Origin of the sequence: Burkholderia sp. AU31624 (genome assembly GCF_020420065.1) — a bacterium.
In the GTDB taxonomy this organism is placed as follows: Bacteria; Pseudomonadota; Gammaproteobacteria; order Burkholderiales; family Burkholderiaceae; genus Burkholderia.
In genome coordinates, this window is record NZ_JAIZRT010000001.1 from 742,946 (window position 1) to 765,563 (window position 22,618).

The following is a 22,618-nucleotide window of genomic DNA, read 5'->3' on the forward strand; positions in this document are numbered from 1 at the left end:
GTGGCTCACACCCCGTCGAACAGCCGGCGCGCAAGCGGCCGCAGGTTCGACGCCGACAGTTCGCACAGGCACACGAGTTCGTCGCCCTGTGCGTAGCCGGGATTGCGTGCGAGGAAGTAGTCGACGTCGGCCAGCCGCCGGTGCGCGGCCGGCACCTCCGCGAGCACGGGCGCAAGCCGGCCCTGCGGCGTGTCGAACGACAGCAGGCCGGTGGCGGAGTCGTACGCGTGCCCGTAGCGGCTCGCGGCCAGGTAATCCATCAGGTCCTGCGTGACCGGAGCGGTCAGGTGATCGGCACGCGGCGCGTAGTCGCGCGCGAACGCGCGCAGGTAGCGATAGGTGCGATGCCCCTTGCAGATCAGGAACCAGTACAGCGGCACGGCGGGTGCCTGCCGCCACACGTCGCCCGCGTGGCGGATCCACGCGAACGCGAGATGCTGCGTGCCCCAGTGCGCGGGATCGATGATCGTGTCGCCGGAAAAGATCACGCGGATCGACGCGTCGCGCCAGCGTGTCTCGTACTGCTTGAGCGTCGAGAAGCCCTGGATCGCGCCGCCGCCGTCGCGCAGCACGATGCAGTGCGTCTTGTCGCCGAGGTCGCGGTCGAACTGCGCACGAACCGTGTCGCAATAGGACGCCGCATACAACGAGAACATCCGGTCGATGTCGTCCGGGCCCAGGGCCGCACGTTCGACGGCGGTGGCACGCAACTCCATCGGGTACTCCTGCAAGACTGAACAGCTTGCTATGATAGCCCGTTACTCGCCTGCTCCCGCCATGTCCAACGCCGTTTCCCGCCTGGATGCGAACGACGCGCCGATCGCCCGGCCATGGCGGCTGCTCGTCGCCTATCTCGTCGTGACGGGCGCGTTCTACTCCTTCGTCACGCACCTGCCGCTCGGGCCGGTCACGATCATTCCGGCGAGCACACTCGATCGCGCGGTTCCGCTGCTGCCCGGCACCGTGCCGCTTTACCTCAGCTACCTGTTCGTGATGCCCGCGCTCGTGTGGCTCGGGCGTGGCCGTGCATGGCTGCTGCCGGCGCTCTTCGCAGGCACGCTCGCGGCCGGCATTTGCCTCGTGTGCCATCTGCTGCATCCGACCGCCGTCGCATGGCCGCCCGCTCATGACGGCTGGATCGCGTGGCTGCAGCGGATCGACACGCCGCTTGCCGCGTCGCCGAGCGGGCACGTCGCGCTGCCGGTCGCGATCGCCATCGTGCTGCTGGCGCTGCGGCAACGGTCAGCCGTGCTGTTCGCCGCGTGGAGCGCGCTGCTGATGGTGACGGTCCTGACCACCGGCCAGCATCGTGCCGCCGACGTCGCATGGGGCGGCGCGACCGGTATCGCGGCCGGCGCGCTCACGCTCGCGCTGCTGCGCACCAAAGTCGACCTGCGCACGATGGCCGCCGCGCTGCTCGAATGGGCGTGCATCGTCGTGGCGATCCGGGTGGCCACCGCGCTCGGCGCGTGGTACCTGTATGCGCTTGCCGTACTCGTCGTCGCGACGCGGCAGCATGCGCTGTTCATCCTGTATCACGACGCGACCCACTATCACCTCACACGCCGCCGCGGTTTCAACGACTTCCTGATCAACGTCGCGATCGGCGTGCCGGGACTCGTGCCCATCGAGTTCTACCGGCCGCTGCATCTCGCGCATCACCGGCATCTCGGCACCGCGCAGGACCCGGAGCGGCAGTTCCTCTATCACGACCAGCCGTGGCAGTTCCGGCCGCTCGACGCATGGCCGCTTGCGCGGCAGTTCCTCGGCGACCTGCTCGTGCTGAACATGGTGCGCAACATGGCGGCATTCCGGCGCGCGGGCGGACAGAACACGCGGCTCGGCCGGCCGTTCCTGGCAGCCGCGGCGGTGTGGGGAGTCATCGTCGCGCTGCTCGTATGGGCCTGTACCGTGCAGACGATCCTGCTGGTCGCCGCGCTGTGGTTCGTGACGCTGCTCACGCTGTCGGTCCTGCTGCAGAAGATCCGCAGCATGGCCGAGCACAGCGGCGGCCCGCACGCGACGCCCGGCTGGGCCGACTGGACGTATTCATGGCGAACGGGCTGGATCGGCCGCGTGTTCGTGTGGCCGTATCACATCAACCTTCATCTGCAGCATCACCGGAATCCGGCGGTGCCGTGGCATGCACTGCCCGACGCGATCGACGAACACGAGCCGCAACTCGACGCACCGGAACTGGCCCGGCTGCTGTGGTCGGGCCTCCCGCCGAAGCCGTAACAAGCGACGGCGCGCCCGATGTCGCGCGCACCGCCCCTTCCTTCCCCGTTACTTCGCGATATACACACCCGACGTCGGGCACGTGCCCTGCGTATTGCCGTCCGTCACGAGCGAGGCGGCGCTCGGGAACTGCGTGGTCGCATTGGTCTTCACCGCGATCCACGCTTCGGTGAAGTAGCTGACGCCGTTCGTCTTCGTGCACTTCAGCGACACCGCGCTGCGCGTGTTGCTGCCGAACGCGCCTTCGAACGCCGACAGCAGTTGGTTACGCGTGACCGTCTTGCCCGCGTTCGCCTGCAGGAACGCGTTGAACGACGTGTTGCCGAGCCGGCTGATCATGCCGGATGCCTGGTTCCAGTACGCATCGGGCGATGCCGAGTTCGAGCAGGTGCCGTGCTTGAACCACTCGTGCTTGTCGAGGCAGGACGCAACGCCCGGCATGTACGTCGACAGCGTGTTGCGGGTCGCGCTGCTGATCGGGTACGCGTCCATGCTGCACCACTGGTGCGCGTTGTCGAGGTCGATGTCGTTCTGCGGCACGCCGCAGTAGAACGGCTGGTTGCCGTCGTAGTTGTTCGGCCACAGGCCATGCAGCGACAGGCTCGTTGCCGCGTACGTGCCGGCGAGGTTCGTGCATTCGGGCGTGTCGTGCGACGCGCAGAAGCCGGGCTCCCACGACGCGGCGAGCAACAGGTAGTCGTAGCTGGTCTGCGCGGTGGCGTGCAGTGAAGCGGAAGCGACGGCGAGTGCGGCAGCGGCGCGGGCGAGCGTCTTGAGCATGGCGTTTCCTCGGAAAAGGCTTGCGGTCGCGGGATGCGCCGCAAGGTTGTCGAATATCTGTCCGCGATTGTTGCCGATGCAACGTGGCACGAATGTGAAGGTGGACGAAAGAAGTCGGGCGGCGCGGGTGCAGATACCCACCGTCGCGTCGCGCGCTGCCTCACACGGCCGACACGTGCCGCCATACTGGCGGCACGCCGCCCGTCACGACCCGGCGCCCAGCTGCGTGCACGCGCGCGTGATCGATTCGGGGCCTTCGAGCGCGAGGATCTGCCACACGCCGATGCTGACGCGCTGGCGCGCCGCCGTCGACGCATCGGTCAGCAACGCCTCGACGCGCGGTGCAGCGTCCGGCGCCTGCTGCTTCAGCGCCGCGTGATGCCGCGCGCGCGACGCCGGTTCGGATTCGTAGACGTCGCACAGACGCACCATGCCGGCGAGACCGGCGAGGTCGTCATCCTTGTCGATCGCGCGCGGCTCGACCGGCGCGAGCCCCTTGCGCTCCGCCGCCGGCAGCTTGTTGCGCGCGCCTTCGTCGATCGACGTGGCGGAGGCCGGCGGCAGGCCGCCGATCGCCGCGACGATCCGGCTGCCCGCGGCGATCATGTCGCCCTGGCACTCGATCTTCTCGGCGGCCGCGACGTTCGAGCAGAACGACACCGACATGCGGTACACGTCGTCGCTCATGCGCGGCACCTCGTCCGCGCTCGCCTGCGCGAAGCCGGCGCTCGTCAGCGCCAGCGCGGCGGGAATCAGGATGCGGAAGGCTCTCGTCTTGTTCATTGTTGTTTACGTTGGGGGGGTTCGTGGCGGGCAACCTCGCGCGGCCGCACGGTGGCGGCCACAGTGACGCCGGGCCCGCGTCCGGCGGCACGCGCTCACTTCATCGACGCTGCCTCCGGTCCGCCGGGCGACAGCGCCGCGTGGTCCTGCTCGCGCCACGTGCGGCGCGACGTCATGATCGCCTTCACGGCCGAGCGCGCGACCTTCCACCACGCGAACGGCCGCGGGTCGGCGAGCATGCTCAGCGCGCGCGCATAGTCGAGCGTGAGCCCGGGCGTCCAGGCCATCGTCACCGCGCGCTTGCGGATCTGCGCGGCGACCCACAGCTCCGGCGTGAGCAGCAGCCGCACGAACGCGCCCCACCCGGCCCGCGCGCCCTTCAGCCGCCACACCGCGCCGTCGAGCGCGGCTTCGAGCGCGTTCGACACCGTGCTCGAGCAGTTGCGGTGCGTGAGGTTGTACGTCACGTTCTGCCGGTACGACGTCCAGAAGGCATCCAGCTTCGACGGATCGTAGTTGCGGATCCGCACGCGCACGGTCGACGGGCACCACGCCTTCGATTCGGTCGCGTAGTCGGGCTGGAACAAGCCCGGCACGTCGTTTTCGCGGGTCGCGCGCAGGATGCGCGTGAATTCGTCCGGTGAACGATCGATTTCGACGCCTGGATACAGGCTGATATAGACGCCCTCGGGCGACTCCAGCGCCGCGTGCCCGGTCGAGATCACACCGTTGACGTCCACGGCCGCGATATAGCGGTCGATCACCGGATAGCGCTGCGCCTCGGCCTTCGACGTGCCGGTCGGCGTCCACACGTGCACGGTGAGCGCATGCTCGCCATCGGCCGGCGGGCCGTCCCATTCGGATTGCGCGAAATGCGGCCGGTCGCGCGCATCGTCGAGATCCGGCGCGAGCGCCGGCGCCGGCGACGTCGCGAACGCCGGATTGCGCGTCAGCCGCCGCACGCGCGCGGCGAGGCTCAGCATGTGCATCCCGCCGAACATCAGCAGCAGCCCGAGGCAGTACGGCACGGTACCCACGTAGTGCGTCGGATACGGCTGGTAGAAAAAGATCGCCAGCAGGATCTCAACGACGCCCCATGCGAATGCGACGTTCCAGCGGCGATAGCGCACCATCCACGCTGCAGTGCACTGCAGCAGCCCGTCGACGAGGAACAGCGTGCCGAAGATCATCGACAGCAGGAAATGGCCATGGTGATGCCCCGCGAACACGAGCCCGGCGGCGACCACGACCACGATCCCCTTCACGTAGCGCAGGATGCGCTGCCCACCGACGCCGCTGCCGGCCACGGCAAGCGTCGCGAGCCCCTCGATCAGGAACAGCCACGCAAAGATCTGAATCGGGAAGTGCAACGCGCCGTCGAGCGCATCGACGAAGATCACGACGCCCGCGACGACCCACACCCAGCCGAGCACGGTCAGGCCGCGCCAGCGGGTGCGCAAGTATTCGATGCCCAGCAGCAGCAAGACCAGTCGTACCATCGCGCGCTCTCGTCATTTTTTTGGGATACGCGCGGGTCACGCGTTTCCTGTCGTTTCGACCGTGCCTCGTGCAGAGTGCTGGCCGAAAAGCGGTAATTCGTACCGGCGCGTCATGCCTCGACATGACCGTGGGTGGCCGGTATCCCTCCGCACTGGCCGAATAATAAGATATGGCGGAGACGGTTGAAAGCGGCGGCGACAACGTCGTCGGCACGGCACGGTCAGGGGCCATCGACTGCTGCCACGGCAGATTTCCCGTTCGACAACGCGCAGTGGATCCGCCAGAATCCCGCTACGAGGGCATCGAAAGAACCGAACCGCACAAGACGGGACAAGACCATGACCATATCGATCGCACGCCGGTGCTGGCACGCCGCCTTGATCGCGGGCTGCATCGCGCTGCCGGGCTGCCACGAACCACCAGTACACACGGAACAGCCGCCGCCCGAGGATCCGTTTTTCAAGTCGGGGCTGGTTCGGGAACAGCCGTACGATGAAGCGGTATCCGGCTTCATGGTCACGAAAGACCATGCGAAGCTGATCGTGCTGGGCCGCCCCGTCCACTTCGTCCTCGATCTGCCCGACTCGCTGCGATCCGCCATGTCGGCAAGCTACCGGACATCATTGCGTTGGTCGTTCAACGGATTCCGGGCGGTGGGCGGCCATGTCAAAGGCCATTTCCGCGTCGTGCTGCCGGACGGCGCTTCAGCAATCGATCGGGTAACGGCGGCCGCGCATGGGTTTGTCGTCGTACACGACGGTCTCGCGCTCGAAGGCAGCATCGCCGGAATGCGTTACGCCACCCAAGGCTTCGAGATACCGCCCAAGGTGGCAGCGCAGCTGCTCGACCGGCCCTACACGATTGATGCCCGGCATGTGACGGAGGCCGTGGCAATCATGAATCTCGCGATCGAACCCACGCCGATCACGGCCACCGCCGACGGCGATCTTGTCCTCGGCGGCGCCGCGCTGGTCCCTGTCGAACTCGTCACGATTCAGGCGCCAACGGAATGACGATTCCCTCCATCGCCGCCGCAACGCGGCGCGAGCGCGATGCGCACCCCGAACGGAGCACCACCATGACCGCCTCACCGCTTCACGCCCCGCCGCTCGGCCCGCAACTCAAGCGCTGGCGCGCGCTGCATCGCGTCAAGCAGAGCCATGCGGCCGAGCTGTTCGGCGTCGCGCAATCGACGATCTCGCGCTGGGAAGCCGGCCGCCAGCAGATGTCGCCCGACGAGCGCGCGACCGCCGAGCGGCTGCTCGCCGCGCGCCTCGATTCGGCCGGCGATCACGCGCTCGCGCGGCTCGTCTCGGGCAGCGCGGGCCGCATGCACCTCGTGTGCGACCTCACGCACCGCCTGCTCGCTTCTTCTCCGGCGCGCGCGGCCGAATTCTCGCAACCGCTGTCGATGCTGCTCGGCACGTCGCTGTGGCGCTACGCAACGCCGGAGATCGTCCGCATGGAAACCGCGCTCGACACGCTCGGCTGGCATGACCACGCGGGGCCGCCGAGCGTCGAATTCGACACCGGTGCGAATGCATCGCGCGTCGTACCGATCCGCGGCAGCATGTGCCGGTGGACGCGGATGACGCTGTCGGACGGCTCGGCCGTGCGGCTCGTGGAGACGCTCCAGGATGCGTGATTGCCGGGTCGCGATGAAGCACCGCATACCGGCAACGGTGCGGCAACCTTCAACGTGTCCGGCATGCCACGCAACCAATACCAACGTGAATGGCAGCACGCCCAGGGGAGATGCCACATGTCGACGCTTGTCATGCGAGAACTCGTGATCGTCGCGTTCCTTCTCTATACGGGCGCCGCCGTGCTGGTCGCGCTTCGCTCGGGTGTGGCCAACGCCGGCGGCAGGCGGGTGGCGCGCCGCAGCAGCCCCTGGCTGTTCCGCCTGATCGTCGGTATTCAAACGGGCTTCTTCGCGCTGTTCTGCTGGGCCGGGTTTTTCGTGAAGTAGCGGCCCGGCAAAGCGCCCCCGCCACGCATATTTCATGCGTGGACGACCCGCGCCCACCCGCATTACGCTAGGCGGCTCATCGCAAGGACGCCGACCATGACCCCCGATACGATCCACGCGCGGCTCGCTTTCCTGCGCGAAGCCGAACGCCTGAAGGATGTGCTGCGCAGCGGCCACACGTCGTCCGGGCGCGCGGAAAGCACGGCCGAACACAGCTGGCGGCTGTGCCTGATGGCGCTCGTGTTCGCCGATGCGCTGCCCGGCATCGACACGCTGAAGCTGCTGAAGCTGTGCGTCGTCCACGATCTCGGCGAGGCGCTGCACGGCGACATTCCCGCGATCGAGCAAGCCGCGCACCCCGACAAAAGCGCGCAAGAACGCGACGACCTGCTGACGCTGACCGCACCGCTCGATCCCGCGCGGCGCGACGAGATCGTCGCGCTGTGGGATGAGTATGAGGCGGCGGTGACGCCGGAAGCACGCGCGGCGAAGGCGCTCGACAAGCTCGAGACGATCCTGCAGCACAACCAGGGCAGCAACCCGCCCGATTTCGACTACGCGTTCAATCTCGGCTACGGCCGCCGCTACACCGACGCCGCGCCGCTGTTCAGCGCGATCCGCGACATCGTCGACGCGGACACGCAACGCCGGATCGACGCGGGCGGGCAGCGCGCGTAAGCTCGCGGATCGGGTGCCCTGCCCGCTCGAGGTCTTACGCATGACGCAAAACATCTACGACGACCCGGCCTTCTTCGAAGGCTACAGCCGCCTGAACCGCTCGATTCACGGCCTCGACGGCGCACCCGAATGGCCCGCGCTGCGCGCGCTGCTGCCCGGCCTGCGCGGCCGCAACGTGCTCGACCTCGGCTGCGGCTACGGCTGGTTCAGCCGCTGGGCGGCCGACCAGGGCGCGGCAAGCGTGCTCGGCATCGATGTCTCCGAGCGCATGCTCGAACGCGCGGCCTCGACCGCCGCGCACCCGGCGATCACGTACCGCCGCGCGGATCTCGAAACGCTCGCGTTGCCCAACGCCGCGTTCGATCTGGCCTACAGCTCGCTCGCCTTCCACTACGTCGCGCACCTCGACACGCTGCTGCGCACGATTCATCGCGCGCTCGTGCCCGGCGGGCGGCTCGTGTTCTCGATCGAGCACCCCATTTATACGGCGCCGCGCCGGCCCGGCTTCGTCGTCGATGCGCAGGGCAACCGCGCCTGGCCGCTCGACGGCTACCAGCGCGAAGGCGAACGCGTGACCGACTGGCTCGCGCCGGGCGTCGTCAAGCAGCACCGCACGCTCGGCACGCTCGTGAACCTGCTGATCGGCAGCGGCTTCACGCTCACGCACCTGGACGAATGGGGACCGACGCAGGCGCAGGTCGATGCGCTGCCCGCGCTCGACGAGGAACGCGACCGGCCGATGATGGCGCTCGTCGCGGCGCAGCGATAACGCACGTCAGCGCACGCCGCGACACGCACGCGGCCCCTCGCCCGCCGCGCTCACCGACCGCGGCAATCGCGCCGCACGGCCTCCGCTCCGGTGCGGCGTTCGCACAATTCAGCACAATTTCCACACGATTTGGCGTGATGTCCTCGCTTACCATGAGCGGCTGATTCGACTCGGCACGCCCGCGCGATGCGTACGCGGATGCCGTCGCGGGCAACCTGCCCGACAGGCGACGCCGACCGGATCGTCCCGCCCGGCCCCACGCATCGCCGGCACTGCCTGATCCTCGCCGCACGCTCATGACTCAGAAGACCCATCGCCGCCGGCGCATCGTGCTGGCTACCCTTGCCGTCGTGGCGATCGCCGCCGGCGTCACGCTGAAGGCGTGCGCGCCCGACAAGCATCCGCAATACCTGTCCGCGCCCGTCTCGCGCGGCGATCTCGAGAACGCGGTGCTGGCGACCGGCGCGCTTCAGGCCTTCAAGCAGGTCGACGTCGGTGCGCAGGTGTCGGGGCAGCTGAAATCGCTGAAAGTCAAGCTCGGCGACAAGGTGACGAAGGGCCAGTGGCTCGCCGAGATCGATCCCGTGATCTCGGAAAACGCGCTGCGCCAGGCGCGCGCCAGCGAAGAAAGCCTGCGCGCGCAACAGCAATCGACCGCCGCGCAACTCACGCAGGCGGAACTCGCGTTCAAGCGCCAGCAGGCGATGCTGCCCGACGATGCGACCTCGCGCGAATCGTTCGAGGCCGCACGCGCGACGCTCGACGTGCAGCGTGCGACCCTCGCGTCGCTCGCCGCGCAGATCCGCTCGGCCCGCATCCAGATCGAGACCGCGCAGGCGAACCTCGGCTACACGCGCATCGTCGCGCCGATCGACGGCGAGGTCGTCGCGGTCGTCACGCAGGAAGGCCAGACCGTGATCGCGCAGCAGCAGGCGCCGGTGATCCTGAAGCTCGCCGATCTCGACACGATGACCGTGAAGGCGCAGGTGTCGGAAGCCGACGTGATCCGCGTGCGTGCCGGCCAGACCGCGTATTTCACGATCCTCGGCGAACCGGACAAGCGTCACTACGGCAAGCTGCGCGCGATCGAGCCGGCGCCGCAGAACTATGCCGAAGCGCAGAGCCCGCTCGGCGGCGGTGCGGGCGGCGGCACGAAGCCGAATTCGGCCGTGTTCTACAACGCGCTGTTCGAAGTGCCGAACCCCGAGCATCGGCTGCGCATCTCGATGACCGCGCAAGTCAACATCGTGCTCGGCAACGCCCGCAACGCGCTCAGCATTCCGGCCGCCGCGCTCGGCGAAAAACGCAAGGACGGCACCTACGCAGTGCGCGTGCTGCGCGCCGACGGCAGCACGGAAACGCGCAGCATCCGCATCGGCATCAACAACAACGTGCGCGTCGAAGTCCTGGCCGGCCTGAAGGACGGCGAACGCGTCGTGATCGGCGAAGCGGCCGGTGACGACCACGCGCCGCTGGCGGACGTGGTGTGACGATGAGCCAGCCCCTGCTGAAACTCGCTGCCGTCACGCGACGCTTTCCGGCCGGCGACAAGGATGTCGTTGTCCTGAACAACGTCAACCTGTCGATCCACGCGGGCGAGATCGTCGCGATCGTCGGCGCGTCGGGCTCCGGGAAGTCGACGCTGATGAACATCCTCGGCTGCCTCGATCATCCGAGCGAAGGCACCTACACGGTCGGCGGCCGCGACACGCACATGCTCGACAGCGACGAGCTCGCGCAACTGCGTCGCGAGCATTTCGGCTTCGTGTTTCAGCGCTACCACCTGCTGCCGCACGTCGACGCCGTCGCGAACCTCGAGATGCCCGCGATCTATGCCGGCACGCCGCGCGCCGAACGGCACGCACGCGCACGCGAACTGCTCGCACGCCTCGGGCTCGCGGATCGTGCGCACCATCGGCCCGGACAACTGTCCGGCGGCCAGCAGCAGCGCGTGAGCATCGCGCGTGCGTTGATGAACGGCGGCCAGGTGATCCTCGCCGACGAACCGACCGGCGCGCTCGACACGAAAAGCGGCCAGGACGTGATCCGCATCCTGCACGAGCTGAACGCGCTCGGCCATACGATCGTCATCGTCACGCACGGCCAGGCCGTCGCGCGCCACGCGAAGCGCATCATCGAGATCAGCGACGGCGAGATCGTCGCCGACCGGCCGAATCGGCACTATGCGGAAGCGCTCGCGGAAGCGGGCGTCGACGCAGCGGAAGCAGCACAAGCGACCGAAGCGGAAGCCAGCGCACTACCCGCCCGTGATCGCCACGACACGTTACCGCCGCCCGCACCGGTCGACACCGAGGCGCACGCCGATACCGAACCCGGCACGCGCACGCAACGCTTCGCCGCCGGCTCCGGCCGCTTCGCCGAGGCCTGCCGGATGGCGTGGATCGCACTCGTGTCGCACCGGCTGCGCACGCTGCTGACGATGCTCGGCATCATCATCGGCATCACGTCCGTCGTGTCGATCGTCGCGATCGGCGAAGGCGCGAAGCGCTACATGCTCGACGAGATCGGCAGCATCGGCACGAACACGATCAACCTCTATCCGGGCACCGACTGGGGCGACAGCCGCGCCGACGCGATCCAGACGCTCGTGCCCGCCGATGTCGCCGCGCTCGCCGAGCAGCCGTACGTCGACAGCGCGACGCCCGAAACGTCGCGCACGCTGCTGCTGCGCTACCGCAACGTCGACGTGAACGCGCTCGTGAGCGGCGTCGGCGACCGCTTCTTCCAGGCCCGCGGGATGCGCTTCGCGCTGGGTGTCGCGTTCGACGAGGACGCGGTGCGCCGCCAGGTGCAGGTGGCCGTGATCGACCAGAACACGCGCCGCAAGCTGTTCGGCGCGACGCGCAACCCGATCGGCGAAGTGATCCTGGTCGACAACGTGCCATGCGTCGTGATCGGCGTGACGGCCGACAAGAAGAGCGCGTTCGGCAGCGTGAAGAGCCTGAACGTGTGGGTGCCGTACACCACCGCGAGCGGGCGCCTGTTCGGGCAGCGTTATCTCGACAGCATCACCGTGCGCGTGCGCGACGGGCAGCCGAGCGCCGCCGCCGAGAAAAGCCTCGAGAAGCTGATGACGCAGCGTCACGGCCGCAAGGACTTCTTCACGTACAACATGGACAGCGTGGTGAAGACCGTCGAGAAGACCGGCCAGTCGCTCACGTTGCTGCTGTCGCTGATCGCGGTGATCTCGCTCGTCGTCGGCGGGATCGGCGTGATGAACATCATGCTGGTGTCGGTCACCGAGCGCACGCGCGAAATCGGCATCCGGATGGCGGTCGGCGCGCGCCAGTCCGACATCCTGCAGCAGTTTCTCGTCGAGGCCGTGCTCGTCTGTCTGCTCGGCGGCACGATCGGCATCGCGTTGTCGTTCGGGCTCGGCGCGCTGTTCTCGATGTTCGTCGCACAGTGGAAGATGGTGTTCTCGGCCGGCGCGATCGTGACCGCGTTCGTCTGCTCGACGCTCACCGGTGTGATTTTCGGTTTCATGCCCGCGCGCAATGCATCGCGGCTCGATCCGATCGATGCGCTTGCGCGCGATTGAAGAAAGACCTGTCATGACGCATTCCTCACCGCTTCACCGCCTGGGCGCAGTCACGTGCGCGGCCGCGCTGCTCGCCGGCTGCGCCGGCGCGCGCCACGAACCGCTGCCCCCTGTCGCGATGCCCGCGAACTGGGAGGCACCGGTTTCCGCCAATGCACCGGCCACCTCACGCGACTGGTGGCGCAGCTTCGGCGACCCGCAACTCGATGCGCTGATCGACGATGCGCTGCGCGCCAACAACGACCTCGCGATCGCGGCGATCCGCGTGTACCGCGCGCAACTGCAAGCCGGGCTCGCGGATACGAACCTGACGCCGAACGTGTCGCTCGGCGCGAACGGCGCCGTGTCGCGCACGCTCGATACGCACCGGATGAGCCGGACGAGCGGCGTGACCGGTTCGCTCAGCTATGAAATCGACCTGTGGGGCCGGCTGGCCGCGCTGCGCGACGCCGCGCGCTGGGAAGCCGACGCGACAGCCGCCGATCTCGAAGCCGCGCGGCTGTCGCTGATCGGCACGACGGCGTCGCTGTACTGGCAGATCGGTTATCTGAACCGGCAGATCGCGCTCGGCGACGCGAACATCGCGTATGCAGTCCGCACGCTCGCGGTCGTGCGGTCGCGGCACACGGCCGGCGCCGTGTCGGGGCTCGATCTCGCGCAGGCCGAACAGAGCCTCGCCGCGCAACGCGCCGCGCAGACGCAACTGATCCAGCAGCGCACCGAGAATCGCCACGCGCTCGCGATCCTGTTCGACCGGCCGCCGCAGCAGCGCGCGGCCGAGCCATCCGCACTGCCCGTCGCGGCGCCGCCGGAAGTCGTGGCCGGCCTGCCCGCGAGCCTGCTCGGCCGGCGTCCCGACCTGCGCGCGGCGGAATTCCGGCTGCGCGAATCGCTGGCGCAAGTCGACGCGACGCGCACGAGCTTCTATCCGACCTTCACGCTGACCGGGCAGGCCGGTACGTCGAGCACGAGCCTCGAGCGCGTGCTGATGAATCCGGTCGGCACGCTCGGGCTCGGCCTGGCACTGCCGTTCATCCAGTGGAACACGATGCAGCTGCAGATCAAGGTGTCGAAGTCGCAGTACGAGGAAGCCGTCGTCGGGTTCCGCCAGAAGCTCTACACGGCGCTCGCGGAAGTCGAGAACGCGCTGTCGGCGCGTGTGCAGCTCGAACGCGAAGCCGAGCAGCGCGCGCTGTCGCTGACCCAGGCGCAGCGCGCCGAACAGCTGGCCGCCGCGCGCTTCGCGGCCGGCGCGACCGCCGTGCAGCCGTGGCTCGACCAGCAGCAGCGGCTGCGCGACGCGCAAAGCGCCGACGAACTGACGCGCCTGAACCGGCTCAACAACCAGATGACGCTGTACCGCGCGCTCGGCGGCGGGATGTCCTGACCGAAGCGCGCACCGGGCCGGCCGCGCCGATCAGGCGCGGTGTCATTCACACACGGGCGCTCTGCGCCGCGCCGGCGCGAACGCCACCGCGCTCGCCGTCGCGAGCACGGCCACGCCCGCCGCGCCGTACACCATCACCCAGCCGAATCCGTGCACGAGCGCCGCGTGCAACGCCGCGCCGCTCGGGTCGGCCTGCGCGAGCGCCGGTGCGATCTCGTGCAATCCGTCCGTGCGGCCCGACGCAATCTCCTGCGCGAGCCGGCGCAGCGCCGCATCGCCGATCGTGCCCGCGACACCGCCCTTCAGGCTCGCGACGATCCCCGCGACCAGCACGAAGCCCATCGCCGCGATGTTCAGCGCGAGCGAGATCATCCGCGCGCTCATGTCGATGCCCGACGCCATCCCGGCCCGCGAGCTCGGCACCGCACCCGTCGTCGTGTTGGTCACGGGGGTATTCGTGAGCCCGAGCCCGATGCCGGCGATCACGCAGCCGGGCAGCATCGTGATCCAGCTGGCGTGGTCGGCCGCGCTGCCGATCCGCATCAGCGCGAACCCCGCGGCGATCGTGAACAGGCCGCCCGGGATCACGACGCCCGGCCCGTAGCGCAGCGCGAGCCGTTCGCCGAACGGCGGCGCGACCAGCGTCGGCAACGTGTACGCGAGCAACGCGAGGCCGGCCGTCACGCTGTCGTAGCCGAGCGCGACCTGGAACCAGATCGGCAGGTAGATCATGAACGGCCAGAAGCTGAAGTTCATCCCCATCGAACCGAAGATCGCGCCGGTGAACGCGCGAATCCGGAACACCGAGAAATCGAACATCGGCCGCGCACTGGCGCGTTCCGCGATGAAGAAGCCGGCCAGCGCCAGCACGGTCGCGCCGAGCACGCCGAGGCCGGCCGCGCTGGTCAGCCCGAGCGCCGCGCTTTGCGTGATGTAGAACGCCAGGCCGAGCACCGCGAGCGACAACGTGACGATGCCTGCGACGTCGAGCCTGCCCGCGTGCGGATCGCGCGACTCCTGCACCGCGCCGCCGATCAGCACGAGCGCGACGGCCGCGAGCGGCGCATGGACGAGGAACACCCACGGCCAGCTTGCCAGCGCGACGATCGCGCCGCCGACGATCGGCCCGAACCCGAGCCCGATGCCGAACACGATCCCCCAGATCCCGAACGCACGGCCGCGCTCCCGGCCCTCGCGGAACTGGTGCGACAGCACCGCAATCTGGCAGATCAGCATCGCGCCGCCGCTGGCGCCCTGCAGCAACCGCCCCGCGACGAGCACCGGCACGTTCGGCGCGAGCCCGCACAGCAGCGACGTCGCGCCGAACAGCACGGTGCCGATCACGTACACGCGCTTGCGGCCGAACCGGTCGGCGAGCGTGCCGGCGGCCATCAGCACGGTCGTGCACGCGATCGTGTACGCGTTCATGATCCACTGCATGCCGTTGAAATCGCCATGCAGCACGTGTTCGAGCGTCGGCAGGATCACCGGCACGCTCGAGATTTCGAGGCCGAACATCAGCGACGTGAGACAGACGGCCGCGAGCGCGACCGCATTCCTGCGGGAGTCGGATTGCGTCATGCGTATTGCGCCGCGACCCGGCAACGGGCCGCGCGCCTCCAGGTAAGAGGGATGCTCCGCGTGCGGCCGGCGACGCACGCTGAACAGGAATCGGTACTATAGTGAGAATCTTCATCCCCATTGACGCACGCATTTCTCCAGACTGGGGAATTTCAGGACTCAATTAACGCCCCTCCCATGACCGACAGACTCGACGGCGTGACGACCTTCGTCCAGGTAGTGGAATCGGGCAGCTTCGCGCTCGCCGCGGAGCGCCTCGACATGACGCGTTCGGCCGTCGGCAAGGCGATCGCGCGGCTCGAGAAGCGGCTCGGCGCGCGGCTGCTGCAGCGCACGACGCGCAGCCAGAGCCTGACCGACGACGGCCAGGCGTACTACGACCGCTGCGTGCGCGCGCTCGCGGAGCTGGAGGCGGCCGAAGCCGACCTCGACTGCGGCCGCAACGAGCCGCGCGGCAAGTTGCGCCTGAGCGTGCCGCTCGCGTTCGGGCATCACTGCGTGACGCCCATCGTGCTCGATCTCGCGCGCACCTATCCGCATTTGCGGATCGACGTGTCGATCACCGACCGTTTCGTCGATCTCGTCGAGGAAGGCATCGACCTCGCGGTGCGGATCGGCACGCTCGCGGACAGCACGAGCCTCGCGGTGCGGCGGCTCGGCACGCAATACGGCAGCCTCGGCGCGGCGCCGTCGTATCTCGCCCGCTACGGGATGCCGAAGACGCTCGACGACCTGAAAGACCACCGGACGATCGCGTATTCACGCTCGGGCGTGGTTCAACCGTGGGACTTGCGTGCGCTGGACGGCTCGACGGTGCGGGTCGACATGCCGCACCAGCTCAGTTTCGACGACGTGCAGGCGATCGCGGCGGCCGGTGCGTCGGGGTTCGGGATCGCGTGGCTGCCGAGCTGGCTGCTCGATCATTACGTGAAGCGCGGCGAGATGACGGTCGTGCTCGACCGCTGCTTCGTCTGCGAAGGCGACATCCACGCGATCTGGCCGAAGACGCGCTACCTGCCGCGCAAGACGCGCTGCGTGATCGACGCGCTCGCGCAGGCGGTGCCGCCGATGATCGAACGGTGAGGTGAGACGGGATGGGATGGGATGGGATGAAATGAATCCGACGCGCCGCGGGGGCGCGTCGGAGCATCACGCCGCGCCGAGATCGGCCAGCGGATGCGCGAACAGCTTCCACGGCGACGTCAGGAAATGCCGCACGCGTTCGGCGCGCAGCTCGACGAGCGACGCGGGCGCCCAGCGCGGCTTGCGATCCTTGTCGACGAGATGCGCGCGCACGCCTTCGCAGAAGTCGCCTTCCTCGATCGCGCGCGCGACGATGCCGAGCTCCATCCGGAACGATTCGGCCAGCGCCATCTGGCGGCCGCGCAGCAGTGCCTCGCGGGTCACGCACAGCATCGTCGGCGAGTGGCCGGTGAGCGCATCGAGCGTCGCCTGCAGCCATTGACGGTGCTCGCGCGACAGCTCCTCGCGTGCAAGATCCTGCGTCACGGTCGCAACGATCCGCTCGACGGTCGAGCGCTTGTCGAAGTGACGCACGATCCACGGCATCTGGCTGTCGAGCGCCGCGTGCGGCACGACGTTGCACGGCGGCTCGAACACCTTGCGCAGCAACGACAATGCATCGCCTTCCCACTTGACGCTTTCGATGCGCGTCTCGAACGTGTCGAGCCACGCGGACGGCACGCACAGATCCGCGAGTTTCGCCGTAAGTGCGTCGGCGCCCGACAGCATCGCGCCGGTCAGCCCGACGTACAGCTCGAGTTCGGCCGGCATGCGCGACAGGAAATGCGTCGCGCCGACGTCGGGCACGAGGCCGATGCGCGTCTCCGGCATCGCGATCTTGCTGCGCTCGGTCGCGACACGCAGCGCCGCGCCCTGCGCGAGGCCCATGCCGCCGCCCATCGTCACGCCGTCCATCAGCGCGACCACCGGCTTCGGAAACGTATGGATCGAATAGTCGAGCCGGTATTCGTCGACGAAGAACGGCAGCCAGGTTTCGCGCTGCGCGACCATCCGGTACAGCGCACGCACGTCGCCGCCTGCGCAGAAACCCTTCTCGCCCGCACCGCGCAGCACGACCGCGACGATCTGGTCGTCGTGACGGCAGCGCTCGAGCAGCGCGGCCAGCTCGCCGATCATCGGGTACGACAGCGCATTGAGCGCGGCCGGCCGGTTCAGCGTGATCAGCGCCACGCGGTTCACCACGCGGAACAGCACCTCGGGGGCGTGCTCCGCGAACGCGTCGTGATTCGTCACCGGCGTGCTCATCGTTGCGGCTCTCCGTCGTTGTGCCACTGCGGCGCGCGCTTGCCGAGGAATGCAGCCACGCCTTCGCGCGGATCGTTCGTGTCGAACAGGTCGACGAAACGTTCACGCTCGACCGCGAGCGCCGCGCCGCGCGGCACGCCGCGGCGCGCGAGGCCGATCAGCTCCTTGCTGTAAGCGACCGCATGCGGGCTCTGCCGGGCGACGTTGCGTGCCAGCGCCAGCGCGGCATCGCGCGATGCGCCCGACTCCACGACGTCCTCGACGAGGCCGATCCTGAGCGCCGTGGCCGCATCGACACGCGCGCCGGTCAGGATGATCTTCTTCGCCCAGCCTTCGCCGACGAGCCAGGGCAGCGTCTGCGTGCCGAGGCCGCACGGCAGCAGGCCGACCGACGGTTCGGGCAGCGCCATCTGCGCATGCGTCTCCGCGATCCGCAGGTCGCACGCGAGCGCGCATTCGAGCCCGCCACCCATCGCGTAGCCGTTGATCGCCGCGATCGTCACGACGCGCGCGTCGTGCAGCGCCTCGAACGCCGCGCCGAACCGCGACGCCATCGCGCGTGCCACCGCGCGGTCGCCTTCGGCGAACGTGTTGAGATCGGCACCCGCGCTGAAGAACTTCGGGCCGTCGCCGGTGATCACCAGCGCGCGCACGCGCGGGTTCGCATTCAGTTCGGCGACGGTTTCCTGCAGTTGCCGCAGCCCGTCGGCGGTAAAGGCGTTCGCGGGCGGACGCTTGAGCGTCGCGCATGCGATCGCGCCGTCGTCGACGTAGTCGAGTTCGATCATGAGGCGTCCTTCTTCGTTGCCGGTTGGTACAGGCGGATCACCGCCGAGAAATCGAGCTGGCCGTCGCCGCGGCTGCTCATCGTCTGGTACAGCTGCTGCGCGAGCGCGCCGAGATAGACGGGCTGGCGCGCCTGCTTCGCGGCATCGTTTGCGAGGCCGAGATCCTTCAGCATCAGGTCGGTGCCGAAACCGCCCGAGTAACCGCGCGACGACGGCGCGGTTTCGATCACGCCCGGATACGGGTTGTACGTATCCGAACTCCAGCAGCGGCCCGTCGACGTGTTGACGATGCCGGCCAGCACCTTCGGGTCGATGCCGAGCGCGACGCCGAGCGACATCGCCTCCGACACCGCCGCCATCGAGATGCCGAGCACGAGGTTGTTGCAGACCTTCGCGACCTGCCCCATCCCCGTCGCGCCGCAGTGGACGATGTTCTTGCCCATGCCCGCGAGCACCGGCTTCACGCGCTCGAAATCCGCATCGCTGCCGCCGACCATGAAGGTCAGCGTGCCGGCCGCCGCGCCGCCGGTGCCGCCCGACACGGGCGCATCGACGAACGCGCCGCCGTGCTCGCGCACGAGCGCGCCGAACGCCTGCGCGCTCGCCGGGTCGATCGTACTCGAATCGATCACGGTCGCGCCCGCGCCGAGGCCGGCGAGCACGCCGTTCTCGCCGGTGAGTACCGAGCGCACGTGCGGGGCGGCCGGCAGCATCGTGATGACGAACGTCGCGCCCGATGCCGCATCGCGCGGCGACGCGGCCACCTGTGCGCCGGCGTCCTGCAGCGCGCGCAATGCGTCGGCGCTCAGGTCGAACGCATGTACTTCATGGCCTGCTTTCAGCAGGTTCAGCGCCATCGGCGCGCCCATGTGGCCAAGGCCGATAAAACCGATTTTCATGTTCGTGTCCTCCGCCGCTCAATGCAGCCGGATCGTCGTATTCACCGGGCCGGCCGTCGTGTCGTCGTCGAACCAGCGCGCGGTGACCGTCTTGGTCTGCGTGTAGAACTGCACGACCTGCTTGCCGTACGGGCCGAGATCGCCGAGCTTCGAGCCGCGCGAACCCGTGAAGCTGAAGAACGGCACGGGCACCGGAATCGGGATGTTGATGCCGACCTGGCCGATGTCGATCTCGCTCTGGAACTTGCGCGCAGCCGCGCCGCTCTGCGTGAACAGGCCCACGCCGTTGCCGAACGGATTCGCGTTGACGAGCGCGATCGCGTCGTCGAGCGTGTCGGCTTCCATCACGACCAGCACGGGCCCGAAGATTTCATGCGTGTAGACCGACATGTTCGTCTTCACGCCCGAGAAGATCGTCGGACCGACGAAATTGCCCTGCTCGTAGCCGGTCACCTTCACGTCGCGACCGTCGAGTTCGAGCTTCGCGCCTTCCTTCACGCCCGCGTCGATCAGCGACAGGATGCGTTCCTTCGCGGCCTTCGACACGACCGGCCCGACGTCCGTGCCGGCTTCAGCGCCCGCATTGACCTTCAGCGCCTTTGCCTTCGCGACGATGTCCGGCAGCCAGTCGCGCGCGTTGCCGACGAGCACCGCGACCGACGTGGCCATGCAGCGCTGGCCGGCCGCGCCGAAGCCGGCGCCGACGAGCGCGTTGATCGCCTGCTCGCGGTTTGCATCGGGCAGCACGACCGCGTGATTCTTCGCGCCCATCATCGACTGCACGCGCTTGCCGTGCGCGCTGCCGAGGTTGTACACGTGCGTGCCGACCGCCGTCGAGCCGACGAACGAGATCGCCTTCACGAGCGGATGCGTGCAGATCGCGTCGACGACTTCCTTGCCGCCGTGCACGACGTTCAGTACCCCTTTCGGTACGCCGGCTTCGATCGCGAGCTCGACGAGTTCCATCGTCGACAGCGGGTCCTGTTCCGACGGCTTCAGCACGAACGTGTTGCCGCACACGATCGCCATCGGGAACATCCACAGCGGAATCATCGCGGGGAAGTTGAACGGCGTGATACCCGCGCACACGCCGAGCGGCTGGCGCAGCGTGTAGGTATCGACGCCGCCCGCGACGTTCTCCGCGAACTCGCCGAGCTGCAGCGAACCGATCGAGCACGCATGCTCGACCACTTCGAGGCCGCGGAAAATGTCGCCTTCGGCATCGGGAATCGTCTTGCCCTGCTCGGCCGTCAGCGTCTTCGCGATGCGCTGCTGGTTCGTGCGCACGAGATCCTGGAACTTCAGCATGATGCGCATGCGCGCGGCGATCGGTGTGTTCTTCCACGTCGCGAAAGCGGTGTGCGCGGCCTGCACGGCCGCGTCGACTTCCGCGACGGTCGCGAACGGCACGCGCGCGAGCACCTGCTGCGTCGCCGGGTTGACGATGTCGCGCCACTCGTTCGTGGCGGACTCGACGAAGGCGCCGTCGATCAGCAGCTTGACCGTCGGCACGTCTTTCGAATTCGCGTTCATCGATCCTCTCTCCTTCCAGAGGGCCGCGAAGCGCGAGATCGCCGCGCGGCCGGTTCAATTCGGCTGCGGGCGGCGGCCGCGAAGGGCGGCGCGCGCGGCCCGCGGTCACGTCACTTCACTTGAGTTCGGCGGCGAAATCCTCTTCCCAGTATTCGCCGGGCATCCGTTCACTGGCGTCATCACCGCGCTCGATCTCGCGGCGGCGCAATTCGACGCGGCGGATCTTCCCCGAGATCGTCTTCGGCAGCTCCGCGAACTGCAGGCGGCGAATCCGCTTGTACGGCGCGAGCTTCTCGCGCGAGAAGCGGAAGATGTCCAGCGCGAGTTCGGGGCTCTCCTCGTAGCCCTGTCGCAGCGTGATGAAGGTCTTCGGCACCGACAGCCGCACGGGGTCGGGGCTCGGCACGACAGCCGCCTCGGCGATCGCCGGATGCTCGATCAGCACGCTTTCGAGTTCGAACGGGCTCAGCCGGTAGTCGGACGACTTGAACACGTCGTCCGCGCGGCCGATGTACACGTAGTAACCGTCGTCGCGGCGCATCGCGATGTCCGACGTGCGGTAGTGGCCGTCGCGCATCGCGTAGGCCGTCGCGTCGGGGTTGTTCGCATAGCCTTTCATCAGCCCGACCGGGCGCACGACGTCCGCGCCGATCGGCAGCGCGACCTCGCCTTCGGTCACCGGCGTGCCGTCCGGGTCGAGCAATTCGATCCGGTAGCCGGGCAGCGGCCGGCCCATCGACCCCGCGACGACCGGCTGGCCCGGCGAGTTGCCGATCAGGCAGGTCGTTTCGGTCTGGCCGTAGCCGTCGCGGATCGCGATGCCCCACGCCTTCTTCACGCGCTCGATGATCTCGGGATTCAGCGGCTCGCCGGCACCGACGATCTCGCGCAGCTTCACGTCGAACGACGCGAGCGGCTGCTGCACGAGCATGCGCCACACGGTCGGCGGCGCGCACAGCGTCGTCACCTGGTATTTGACGAGCGCATCGAGCACCACCTTCGGCTCGAAACGCGCGTAGTTGAACGCGAACACGCAAGCCTGCGCGTTCCACGGCGCGAAGAAGCAGCTCCATGCGTGCTTCGCCCAGCCCGGCGAGCTGATGTTCCAGTGGATGTCGCCCGGCTGCAGGCCGACCCAGTACATCGTCGACAGATGGCCGACCGGGTAGGTGCGGTGCGTATGCTCGACGAGCTTCGGCTTCGACGTCGTGCCCGACGTGAAGTACAGCAGCATCGGATCGTTCGCGTGCGTGATGGCGTCCGGCTCGAATTCGGCGCTCGCCGCGTAGCCGTCGTGCATCGCGAGCCAGCCCGCGCGCGGCGCGCCGGCGACGATCTTCTGCGCGAGGCCGAGATCCGGCTGTTCGAACTTGGCGGTTTCGTTCTCGTCGACGATCGCGTATTTCGCGCCGCCGATCTGCACGCGGTCGCGTACGTCGTCGGGCGACAGTTGCGTGGTCGCAGGCAGCACGATCGCGCCGAGCTTCATCGCGGCGAGCATCGCGTCCCACAGCTCAACGCGGTTCGGCAGCATCAGCAGGATCCGGTCGCCGCGCACGACGCCGATCGAACGCAGCCAGTTCGCGATCCGCGACGAACGCTCGGACATCTGCGCGAACGAATACGGATCGCCCGTGCCGGTCGCCGCGTCGACGATCCACAGCGCGGGCTGGTCGTTGCCGCGCGCCATCGGGTCGAAGTAGTCGAGCGCCCAGTTGAATGCGTCGAGCACCGGCCACTCGAACGCGCGGTACGCGGTGTCGTAGTCGGTGCGGTGGCGCAGCAGAAAGTCGCGTGCGTCCAGGAATGCCTGTACCGTCATCGTGTCCTCCAGTCTCCATGCCTCACGGTCAACCACG

At 68.5% G+C, this 22,618-nt stretch carries 20 protein-coding genes; 10 read left to right on the forward strand and 10 right to left on the reverse strand.

Going from position 1 to position 22,618, the window contains the following annotated elements; all coding sequences use genetic code 11:
• Positions 1-5: 5 nt before the first annotated feature.
• The gene (locus LGM89_RS03445) at positions 6-716 is read right to left on the reverse strand and encodes a hypothetical protein (protein ID WP_089496442.1); all 711 of its coding nucleotides are present in this window, start codon (positions 714-716) and stop codon (positions 6-8) included.
• Between the two features lie 61 nt (positions 717-777).
• On the opposite strand from LGM89_RS03445, the gene LGM89_RS03450 reads away from it, so the two are divergent.
• Positions 778-2,238 carry a fatty acid desaturase family protein gene (locus tag LGM89_RS03450; protein WP_226272291.1) on the forward strand — a complete coding sequence of 487 codons (1,461 nt, stop codon included), beginning with the start codon at positions 778-780 and terminating at the stop codon, positions 2,236-2,238.
• A gap of 48 nt (positions 2,239-2,286) precedes the next feature.
• Here LGM89_RS03450 and LGM89_RS03455 read toward each other — a convergent pair whose 3' ends face one another.
• The 3 genes from LGM89_RS03455 to LGM89_RS03465 form a co-directional block, all read right to left on the reverse strand.
• Positions 2,287-3,018 (reverse strand): ribonuclease T2, encoded by a 732-nt coding sequence (locus tag LGM89_RS03455; protein WP_124578350.1) that lies wholly within the window; start codon positions 3,016-3,018, stop codon positions 2,287-2,289.
• 204 nt (positions 3,019-3,222) lie between these two features.
• Complete coding sequence (locus tag LGM89_RS03460; RefSeq protein ID WP_226202430.1) at positions 3,223-3,801, reverse strand: hypothetical protein; 579 nt, start codon at positions 3,799-3,801, stop codon at positions 3,223-3,225.
• Between the two features lie 95 nt (positions 3,802-3,896).
• Positions 3,897-5,300 carry an HdeD family acid-resistance protein gene (locus tag LGM89_RS03465; protein ID WP_089496439.1) on the reverse strand — a complete coding sequence of 468 codons (1,404 nt, stop codon included), beginning with the start codon at positions 5,298-5,300 and terminating at the stop codon, positions 3,897-3,899.
• Between the two features lie 339 nt (positions 5,301-5,639).
• Here LGM89_RS03465 and LGM89_RS03470 point away from each other — a divergent pair, with 339 nt between their 5' ends.
• The 8 genes from LGM89_RS03470 (at position 5,640) to LGM89_RS03505 (ending at position 13,669) form a co-directional block, all read left to right on the forward strand.
• A complete protein-coding gene (locus tag LGM89_RS03470) occupies positions 5,640-6,314 on the forward strand; it encodes a hypothetical protein (protein ID WP_226202428.1) in 675 nt (224 codons plus the stop codon).
• Between the two features lie 65 nt (positions 6,315-6,379).
• Positions 6,380-6,946 (forward strand): helix-turn-helix domain-containing protein, encoded by a 567-nt coding sequence (locus LGM89_RS03475; RefSeq protein ID WP_226202426.1) that lies wholly within the window; start codon positions 6,380-6,382, stop codon positions 6,944-6,946.
• A gap of 117 nt (positions 6,947-7,063) precedes the next feature.
• Positions 7,064-7,273: a hypothetical protein gene (locus tag LGM89_RS03480; protein ID WP_226272292.1), complete on the forward strand. Its 210-nt coding sequence runs from the start codon at positions 7,064-7,066 to the stop codon at positions 7,271-7,273.
• Between the two features lie 96 nt (positions 7,274-7,369).
• The gene (locus LGM89_RS03485; RefSeq protein WP_226272293.1) at positions 7,370-7,951 is read left to right on the forward strand and encodes an HD domain-containing protein; all 582 of its coding nucleotides are present in this window, start codon (positions 7,370-7,372) and stop codon (positions 7,949-7,951) included.
• A 40-nt stretch (positions 7,952-7,991) separates the two neighbouring features.
• Complete coding sequence (locus LGM89_RS03490; RefSeq protein WP_226272294.1) at positions 7,992-8,720, forward strand: class I SAM-dependent methyltransferase; 729 nt, start codon at positions 7,992-7,994, stop codon at positions 8,718-8,720.
• A gap of 296 nt (positions 8,721-9,016) precedes the next feature.
• Positions 9,017-10,210, forward strand: a complete 1,194-nt coding sequence (locus LGM89_RS03495; RefSeq protein WP_226272295.1) for an efflux RND transporter periplasmic adaptor subunit — start codon at positions 9,017-9,019, stop codon at positions 10,208-10,210.
• A gap of 2 nt (positions 10,211-10,212) precedes the next feature.
• A complete protein-coding gene (locus LGM89_RS03500; RefSeq protein ID WP_226272296.1) occupies positions 10,213-12,282 on the forward strand; it encodes a MacB family efflux pump subunit in 2,070 nt (689 codons plus the stop codon).
• Between the two features lie 13 nt (positions 12,283-12,295).
• A complete protein-coding gene (locus LGM89_RS03505) occupies positions 12,296-13,669 on the forward strand; it encodes an efflux transporter outer membrane subunit (RefSeq protein ID WP_226272297.1) in 1,374 nt (457 codons plus the stop codon).
• A 42-nt stretch (positions 13,670-13,711) separates the two neighbouring features.
• Here LGM89_RS03505 and LGM89_RS03510 read toward each other — a convergent pair whose 3' ends face one another.
• Complete coding sequence (locus LGM89_RS03510; protein WP_226272298.1) at positions 13,712-15,250, reverse strand: MFS transporter; 1,539 nt, start codon at positions 15,248-15,250, stop codon at positions 13,712-13,714.
• 177 nt (positions 15,251-15,427) lie between these two features.
• Here LGM89_RS03510 and LGM89_RS03515 point away from each other — a divergent pair, with 177 nt between their 5' ends.
• The gene (locus tag LGM89_RS03515) at positions 15,428-16,333 is read left to right on the forward strand and encodes a LysR family transcriptional regulator (protein ID WP_124578372.1); all 906 of its coding nucleotides are present in this window, start codon (positions 15,428-15,430) and stop codon (positions 16,331-16,333) included.
• A gap of 66 nt (positions 16,334-16,399) precedes the next feature.
• Here the strand turns inward: LGM89_RS03515 and LGM89_RS03520 are convergent, their stop codons facing one another.
• The 5 genes from LGM89_RS03520 to LGM89_RS03540 form a co-directional block, all read right to left on the reverse strand.
• Positions 16,400-17,539, reverse strand: coding sequence for an enoyl-CoA hydratase/isomerase family protein (locus LGM89_RS03520; RefSeq protein WP_226272299.1), 1,140 nt, complete (start codon positions 17,537-17,539; stop codon positions 16,400-16,402).
• The gene (locus LGM89_RS03525) at positions 17,536-18,327 is read right to left on the reverse strand and encodes an enoyl-CoA hydratase (RefSeq protein WP_226272300.1); all 792 of its coding nucleotides are present in this window, start codon (positions 18,325-18,327) and stop codon (positions 17,536-17,538) included. Before LGM89_RS03525 ends, LGM89_RS03520 begins: the two co-directional genes overlap by 4 nt.
• A complete protein-coding gene (gene mmsB, locus LGM89_RS03530; RefSeq protein ID WP_226272301.1) occupies positions 18,324-19,226 on the reverse strand; it encodes a 3-hydroxyisobutyrate dehydrogenase in 903 nt (300 codons plus the stop codon). Before mmsB ends, LGM89_RS03525 begins: the two co-directional genes overlap by 4 nt.
• Positions 19,227-19,244: 18 nt before the next feature.
• Positions 19,245-20,759 (reverse strand): CoA-acylating methylmalonate-semialdehyde dehydrogenase, encoded by a 1,515-nt coding sequence (locus tag LGM89_RS03535; RefSeq protein ID WP_226272302.1) that lies wholly within the window; start codon positions 20,757-20,759, stop codon positions 19,245-19,247.
• A 115-nt stretch (positions 20,760-20,874) separates the two neighbouring features.
• Positions 20,875-22,581 carry an AMP-binding protein gene (locus LGM89_RS03540; RefSeq protein WP_226272303.1) on the reverse strand — a complete coding sequence of 569 codons (1,707 nt, stop codon included), beginning with the start codon at positions 22,579-22,581 and terminating at the stop codon, positions 20,875-20,877.
• Between the last annotated feature and the right edge of the window lie 37 nt (positions 22,582-22,618).